Here is an 8364-nt window from a genome sequence, read left to right on the forward strand (position 1 = left end):
GATGGGGAGTTACAAATCACCTTTAACCTTTAACCTTTAACCTTTAACCTTTGACCTTTAACCTTTGACCTCTAACCTTTGACCTTTGACCTTTTTACTCTTCTACGTTCAAAATATTTATATATCCGTCTTAAAACAAAATCTAGCTTAAAGGGTTGCTTTTGATGAGTAAATTAAAGTCCTATATTCTCCATATTTTCTGTTTAACAATGCTAATTAGTTGTTTATTGCTTACGAGTATGCAACCAGCATTAGCAACTATCGATGACGATAATTATGAAGGCAATATCTTTATGGTTTATGCTGGCAATGGTTCATTAGTTCCTGCACAAGCAACTTTAGCCGAAGCCTTGGCAAATCATAAACCGATAATGTTAGCATTTTATGTCGATGACAGTCGCGATTGCAAAAAGTTTGCGATCGTTATTTCCCGTATCCAGTCATATTATGGTAAAGCTGCGGAAATTATTCCCGTAGATGTAGATAGAATTGAACTTGAAGCCAAAAATTCTCCTACCCAACCAAGTTATTACTATTCCGGTGGGGTTCCTCAAGTAGTAGTATTTAATCAATCGGGAGATGTAATTTTAAACAAAAAAGGACAAGTACCTTTTGAAGAAATAGACGATAAATTCCGAGAAGTGTTTGATTTGTTACCGCGTTCTGAATCGGCACAATTAAAGCGACGTTCGTTTAATGAATTCAGTAGTGAGTTATCTGAATAACTTCAAGTGCCGAATTCTTTTTCGGCACTTGCTTTTTAGTGATATCTAATACTGCAATCTCTGAAATGAAGCGATAATATCTAAAGGTCAGCAGTAAACAATTTAGAAATTACCGCTAACTAATCATTGATAAATCTAATAATTACTCTTCGTGTATTCTAATGTCACAAGTTTACACTACCGAAGAACTAATCCAAATTTTAACAGATGAGCGCCAAGCTTGTCTGACAGGAAAGCGTTTGAAGTTAGAGGTTAAGGTATCTGGAAATCCTGTAATTGACCAGTTTATCAAAACCGAAGGCTTGCAAAAGTTTACTGCTTATCAAGATTTTAAAGCTGCCATTCACGAATATCAGAAGGAGCATCAAGTTTCTGGTATTGTATGGCAAGAAGTATGTATTAAAGGCGAAACTTTGCATTACCCAGAAGTTGATGGACAGTTAATTGCGCTACAAAATGATTTAAAAATAATCGAATCTGCTAAGAATTCTATTTTACAATTTTGGTATCAAGTTACTGTGGGAATGGATTTTTATTTAAGTGTTAGTAACGGTAAACAATATCAACAAATTAATATAGAAGATATTAAAAGAATAGAACAAAGAACCCAATGGGCTGGTTTATGGAAATGGGAAAAGTCTAACTTTTTAGAAATAATTTTGCAGTTGGGATGGGGAAAACCAGAAGAAGCTTGTTATAAACGAGGATTCCCCACATCCGGTAGCGAGTTTATTCATGCAGTGAATCCTGGTCAGCAACCGATTGGATGATTATAATTTTATATTTTAACAACTGATGTTTTCAATTGGTGAAAAGTTGGCTTTTATCAGTAGCTGCTATATAAAAGCAAGACTTGTCTAGACATTTATTTCTTACTTCAACGGGGGCGTGGGAGCGGTTAACCCTCAGTAAGCTTATTCGCAAAGCGAACGCTCTCTCCATCTAATAGCGCGATCGCCTCTTCACACCAAGCAATCCGGTAATTTTCGTAACGAATACCGCAGCGCAAGGTGAGATAAAGACATTTCCGTTCGTAAGACAATTGAGATATGTCAGAAAATTCTTGCTGTTCTATGTCTTGATAAACTGATAGCTGCTGTAAGTGAATTTGACGATGACGTTCAATTTCTTGCAAAATCACCGATTTCGGGACTAATTTGGCTGCAATTACTTTAACTAACAACTCTTCACGAATTGCCATTGGTTCGGATGGTTCTACTAGCCAAGTTTTGAGCGCTTTTATCCCTTCTTCCGTAACTCGATACAGCTTTTTATTGGGACGACCTTCTTGAGGAATCAAAACTGAGGTAATCGCACCATCTTTTTCTAATTTACCTAATTCTCTATATATCTGTTGTTGGCTTGCCTGCCAATAATATCTACTGGTTTGAGAAAATTTCTTCCATAAATCATAACCGCTGTAGGATTCAGAACCTAGGGTTGCCAAAATTGTGTGCGCTAGTGACATCTTTTTTAATAAACTGCAATTAAATTCAGCTTGACATACTCAACTTGTTGAATATATTATACGATGTATACACAACTTGTTGTATATAAACGAGTTTTATTTTACTAAGCGTCTTTCTCTGCGATAAAGCCATGAATCAGCAGTCTATCCCAGAAATTTTAGAAAATGAAAAATCATCGCCAGTCAAAAGATGGCAGTTAGCTTTAGCTGGTTCAATCATCTTACTGGCTGGTGTGGGGATTGGTAAATTGAATGGGAAGTTTGAGCCGAATGACACCAGCGTTCAAGCACAAACGCAAATTAGACCACTTTCTGTGGAAACTACTAAAATTCAATTAGCCAAAAATTACCAAACAGAGCAAAGCTATACGGGGGAAGTCGTAGCGATGCGTACCAGCGAAATTGGTTTTGAACGTGGGGGTAAATTAGTAGAAATTTTGGTTGATGAAGGAGATCGCGTTACGAAAGGAGATATTTTAGCGGAATTAGATACAGCGAATTTACAAGCACAACGTCAGTCTTTAGTTGCTCAAAAAGCACAAGCAGAAGCAAGATTAGTAGAACTTAAAAATGGTGCAAGAATAGAGGTGATTGCAGCAGCAAAAGCTAGAGTTAGAGATGTAGAAAAGCAATTAAAATTAGAACAAATCAAGCGCGATCGCAGAAAATATCTTTACGAACAGGGAGCGATTTCTAAGGAACAATTCGATGAAGTTGCTTTTAACTCTCAAGCTTTATCGGAGCGTCTGAATAATGCTCAAAGTAACTTAGAAGAATTGCTCAACGGAACTCGTTACGAACAAAAAGCAGGACAACAAGCAGCAGTTGATCAATTATCGGCTCAAATTACGGATTTAGATATTACTATTGCTAAAAGCACTTTGAAAGCTCCTTTTAACGGAACCATTGGACTTCGTTCTGTTGATGAAGGGACGGTAGTTGAAGTGGGTAGATCGATAGTACGTTTAGTTGAAGATAATCAACCAGAAGTAAAAATCGGTGTTCCGATTGATGTTGCGAGGAAATTAATATCTCAGAGTCAGCAACAATTAGAAATTGGGGGAAAAAGTTATTCAGCTAGAGTAAAATCAATTTTACCAGAAGTCGATCCAGCAACTCGGACTCGGACAGTTATTTTACAGTTACCATCAACCGCGCAAGTTTCCCCTAAAGAAATTGCTCGCTTTAAAATTTCTCAAACCCAAGAAATAGAAGGCTATTGGCTACCGATTACAGCATTAGTAAAAGGCGATCGGGGTTTGTGGTCGTGTTATGCGGTTGTTGATAAAAAGGATGATACTAATGATAGTAAATCTTATCAAGTCGAACGTAGATTAATAGAAGTATTAGAAACCAACGGAAAACAAGTTTTAGTCAGAGGGACAATTCAAGCAGGAGACACAATTATTACTGAAGGTACTCAAAGACTTGTTCCCGGACAATTAGTAATTAGCCAATCAATTTAAAGATATTTCTTATTATTAATAAACTTCTCTCTCCGTGTTCCTCAGCGTTGACCTCCGCGACCCTTTGCGTTGAATAAATATATTTTTGATAACTCGCAATTACCAACGCCCATAATACTATGTTTACTCTATTTTACCGCAATTCCCGCTTACTAATTTTAACTATTATCTTAATTGCAGTTTGGGGGATTTCTGCTTATTTTACTTTACCCAGATTAGAAGACCCAGAATTAGTTTCTCGTACTGCTGTAGTTAGTACTTTCTTCCCTGGAGCTAATGCAGAAAGAGTAGAAGCTTTAGTAACAGAAAAAATCGAAGATAAACTCACAGAAATTGAGGAAATTGATAATTATCAATCTACTTCCCGGACTAGTAGTTCTTTAATTACAATTGAATTACAAGATACTGTCAGCAAACAACAAGTAGATTCGGTTTGGACGCGGATTAGAAATAAACTGGATGAAGCACAAGTAGAACTACCAAATAATACTAGCAAGCCAGAATTAGAAGCAGTAAAAGTTAAAGCTTATGCTTTGATTGCTGGTTTAACTTGGGAACAAAATGATAAACCCAACTATGGAATTTTACGTCGGCAAGCAGAAGTTTTCAAAGAACGTTTAGAAGCGATATCGGGAACTGAAGAAGTAGAAATTTTTGGGGAACCGCAAGAGGAAATTACCGTCGAAATTAATCCTCAAGCTTTAGCTAGCTATAATTTAACGGCAAGCGAATTATCGCAACAAATCGCTCAAAGTGATTCTAAGATTTCTGCGGGACAATTACGCGATAACGATAATAATTTATTGATTCAAGTTGCAGGAGAACTAGATACTTTAGCAAGAATCAGACAAATTCCGATTAATTTTGGTAGTCAAGGTCAATTTGTGAATTTACAAAATATTGCCACTATTAGCAAGGGAATTACCGAACCAGCTACCGAACTGGCATTATTAAATGGTCATCCTGGTGTTGCTGTAGCAGTCCACGTACAATCGGGAAAAAGACTGGATTTATGGTCGGAAGTAGCTGAAAAAAAGATAGCTGAATTTCAATCGGAATTACCTAGCAGTATTGGTTTACCGATTGTTTTTGCTCAAAGCGGTTATGTTGAAGAAAGACTCAATAGTTTAATTGCTAATCTTTTACTAGGTGCAGGTTTAGTTTTTGCTGTAACTGTAATTATGATGGGTTTAAAGAGTGCAATAATCGTAAGTTCAGCTTTACCTTTATCAGTATTTATGGTGTTTGGTTGGATGAATTGGTTAAATATTCCTCTGCATCAAATGTCGATTACTGGATTGATTGTTGCGCTGGGAATTTTAATTGATAATGCCATCGTCATGGTAGATGAAGTTACAAATGAATTACGACAGGGGATTAAACCAAAAGCAGCGATAAATCATAGCATTCAAAATTTAGCAATTCCCCTATTAAGTTCAACTCTAACTACTGTTTTAGCTTTCTTACCAATCGCCTTATTACCTGGAAGTACGGGGGAATTTGTGGGGACAATTGCAATTACCGTTATCGTCGCTGTCTGCTGTTCTCTATTTATTTCCTTAACAATTGTTCCCGCTTTTGCTGCAAAATTTTATCGTCATCAAGATAGTAAAAAAAAATTATCTTGGCTACAAAATGGAATTTCAATTCCTCTTTTGACTCGCTTATATCGACGTACCGTAAAGTTTACAATAGCTAAACCAATTTTATCAATTATGCTGGCTTTATTAATCCCAGTTATGGGTTTTGTTCAAGCTGGTAGTTTAGAACAACAATTCTTTCCGGCTGCGGATCGAGACCAACTGCAAATTCAATTAGAATTACCAGCTTCAGTTTCTTTAGCGAAAACTCAAACTTTAATTCAACAAATTCGCCAACAAATTATTAAAAATCCCGAAGTTAAAGATGTTCACTGGTTATTAGGTCGCAGTATTCCTTCTTTTTACTACAATTTGACTGGTGGAAAAGAACAACAACCTAATTACGCTCAAGCCTTAGTACAATTAAATTCTCTTACTTCGAGTCACCTAGCTAAAAAAATACAAACCGAATTAGACAAAGCTTTTCCGACCGCAAGAATTATTGTCAGACAATTAGAGCAAGGACCTCCTTTTGATGCACCGATTGAAATGCGGATTTATGGTTCTAATGTAGAAACTTTGCAATCATTAGGAGAAAAAGTTAGACAATCTTTAGTCCAAATTAAAGATGTAACTCATACTCGTGCAAGTTTAGATGAAATTCAACCACAAATAGAATGGAAAATAGACGAAGAACAAGCCCGATTAGCAGGATTAAGTCGCACAACTATTGCTCAACAATTAGATAGTTCCTTAGAAGGTGTCGTTGGTGGTTCAATATTAGAAGCAAACGAAGAATTACCCGTGAGAGTTCGTTTGGGACAAGAGCGAAGTAACTTATCACAAATATCTTCCTTAGATTTATTAGCAACTTCGAGTATTAATAGGAAAGGAAATAATCCCCTTGCTGCTGTTCCTCTTTCTTCCTTGGGTAAAGTCCAATTGAAACCAGAACTTGCTCAAATTACTCACTACAACGGACAAAGAGTTAATACAGTTCAAGCTTTTCTCAATGCTGGAGTTTTACCAGCAGAGATTTTAAATCAATTTCAAGCTCAATTAGAAAATAACAAATTTGCCTTACCCCCTGGTTACAAATTTGAATTTGGTGGAGAGCAAGAACAAAGAAACGATGCTGTAGGTGGTTTGGTTTCCACCGTGGGAGTATTAATTATTTTGATGATAGCTACATTAGTACTTTCTCTCGGTTCATTTCAACTTGCAGGTGTGATCGGAATAGTTGCGATCGCATCTTTTGGTTTGGGTTTATTTTCTATCTGGTTATTTGATTATCCCTTCGGTTTCAACCCAATTATCGGTTCGGTAGGTTTGATTGGTGTCGCAGTCAATGACTCCATTGTGGTTATCAGTGCTATTTCCAACCATCCCATCGCCAAAACTGGAAATCCCCAAGCAATCCAAGAAGTAGTACTACACTCGACTCGTCACGTACTTACCACCACCCTGACAACCGCAATCGGATTTGTCCCCCTACTGCTCTCCGGTGGAGAATTTTGGCCACCCTTAGCTGTTGCGATCGCAGGTGGGGTTGTTGGTGCAACTTTCCTGGCTCTTTATTTCGTGCCTGCTGCTTATTATTTGATTAAGTTGGGTTTTGGTAAAAAACGGTTTTCCTTCAAAAGGAGTTGAATTAAGTTATTTACGTCAAAGGTGAGGTTTATAGTTTTTGATAAACAAGTTTTCTTTCTGTCGCTAGATGTATTTAACTAGACTGCAATCTCCGTCTGATGCCTGAATCCCCCGTTTTCAAAACGGGGGAGTGGCTCAACTAAGAAAGCTTAGATAAAATTAAACCAAACCATTGATTATCATCAGTCCACACTTTTTGTGGAACAAAACCTTTATTTTTAAGTAACTCTTGAATGCCGTGAATATCGAATTTGCGAGAAATTTCGGTGTTGATAGTTTCGCCTTTTTCAAAGTCCACTTTAAGATTAAGAGAACGTAATTCTATGGTTTGAGGTTCAAGGGAACGCAAATGCATTTCTATTTGATGCTTTGTTTGATTATAAAATGCCCAATGTTCAAACTTATTTAAATCAAAGTTACCATCAAAGCGGCGATTTAAATGATTCAAAATATTTAGATTAAAAGCCGCAGTTACTCCCGCAGAATCATTGTAGGCAGCTTCTAAAATATCTTGAGGTTTTTGTAAATCTACTCCTAATAAGAAATATTCTCCCAACTGTAAAGCAGCAGTAATTTGAGAAAGAAAATCATCGCATTCTTGAGGATTCAAATTACCCAAAGTACTACCAATAAAGCCAATCATCCGGTTGGGTAATTCGCTTAATTTCAATTGTCCTAATGCTTGTTGGTAGGTTCCTGCTAATGCATGAACTTGCAATGTCGGATAATCTACTAATAGTTGTCTTGCACTTGCCTCCAAAATACCGGCACTAACATCAATTGGTAAATAACGCAAGGGATAACCTTTATGTTGATAAGCATCTAATAAAATCCGGGTTTTTGTTGAACTACCACTACCAAGTTCTATCAATTCGCAAGCACCTGTTATATTAGCAATTTCTTCAGCACAATTTTGTAAAATTGCAGTTTCGGTTCTAGTTACATAATATTCTGGTAATTCGCAGATTTCTTCAAATAACTCAGAACCGCGATCGTCATAAAAATAGCGTGGAGATAGATATTTCGGATTATCAGTTAATCCTTTAACTACATCACTTCCAGCACGAGAAGCAGCCTTCGATGGTGGTAATTGTAAGTACTGTATTTTCAAACGATTTTCAATGCTTTGAGAGTAACCGACTTTACTATTGGCAGCTTTGGAAAAAGTCATACAAAAATTTCGGTAGTTTGGTTTAAGAGGTATTGAGAAACCTCAAACCAAATCTAGGTTATCAGTAATTAGTTATCAATTATCAGGAATTGCCATCGGAAATGGGAAAATTGAACATATATATACTGCGCTTTTCGGTTGAATGTAATACAAATTAAAGTGATGGAAATTCGGACGGGCAAGGATGCCCATCCCACAACTTGAATGTATTCTACTCAACCGAAAACCGTTATATTTGCCATGAAAAACTGTGTCATAATGCTGCGAGCGATGTCTTTTAATCTATTGACACCATCCCCCCATC

At 36.8% G+C, this 8364-nt stretch carries 6 protein-coding genes; 4 read left to right on the forward strand and 2 right to left on the reverse strand.

What is annotated here, in order from left to right:
• The first annotated feature begins 239 nt into the window (after positions 1 to 239).
• Together IQ247_RS30335 and IQ247_RS30340 are read left to right on the forward strand one after the other, a co-directional pair.
• Positions 240 to 725 carry a thylakoid membrane photosystem I accumulation factor gene (locus IQ247_RS30335; RefSeq protein WP_228060189.1) on the forward strand — a complete coding sequence of 162 codons (486 nt, stop codon included), beginning with the start codon at positions 240 to 242 and terminating at the stop codon, positions 723 to 725.
• Between the two features lie 161 nt (positions 726 to 886).
• Positions 887 to 1495 carry a hypothetical protein gene (locus IQ247_RS30340; protein ID WP_193925701.1) on the forward strand — a complete coding sequence of 203 codons (609 nt, stop codon included), beginning with the start codon at positions 887 to 889 and terminating at the stop codon, positions 1493 to 1495.
• A 128-nt stretch (positions 1496 to 1623) separates the two neighbouring features.
• Here the strand turns inward: IQ247_RS30340 and IQ247_RS30345 are convergent, their stop codons facing one another.
• Positions 1624 to 2193 carry a PadR family transcriptional regulator gene (locus tag IQ247_RS30345; protein WP_193925702.1) on the reverse strand — a complete coding sequence of 190 codons (570 nt, stop codon included), beginning with the start codon at positions 2191 to 2193 and terminating at the stop codon, positions 1624 to 1626.
• Between the two features lie 131 nt (positions 2194 to 2324).
• On the opposite strand from IQ247_RS30345, the gene IQ247_RS30350 reads away from it, so the two are divergent.
• Positions 2325 to 3659, forward strand: a complete 1335-nt coding sequence (locus tag IQ247_RS30350) for an efflux RND transporter periplasmic adaptor subunit (protein ID WP_193925704.1) — start codon at positions 2325 to 2327, stop codon at positions 3657 to 3659.
• Positions 3660 to 3778: 119 nt separating this feature from the next.
• Positions 3779 to 6889, forward strand: a complete 3111-nt coding sequence (locus IQ247_RS30355) for an efflux RND transporter permease subunit (RefSeq protein ID WP_193925706.1) — start codon at positions 3779 to 3781, stop codon at positions 6887 to 6889.
• A gap of 139 nt (positions 6890 to 7028) precedes the next feature.
• Here the strand turns inward: IQ247_RS30355 and egtD are convergent, their stop codons facing one another.
• On the reverse strand, positions 7029 to 8060 hold the full coding sequence (gene egtD, locus IQ247_RS30360) for an L-histidine N(alpha)-methyltransferase (protein WP_193925708.1): 1032 nt from the start codon (positions 8058 to 8060) through the stop codon (positions 7029 to 7031).
• Positions 8061 to 8364: the final 304 nt, after the last annotated feature.

The sequence above is a fragment of the Plectonema cf. radiosum LEGE 06105 genome (assembly GCF_015207665.1).
GTDB lineage: Bacteria > Cyanobacteriota > Cyanobacteriia > Cyanobacteriales > Nostocaceae > Rivularia > Rivularia radiosa_A.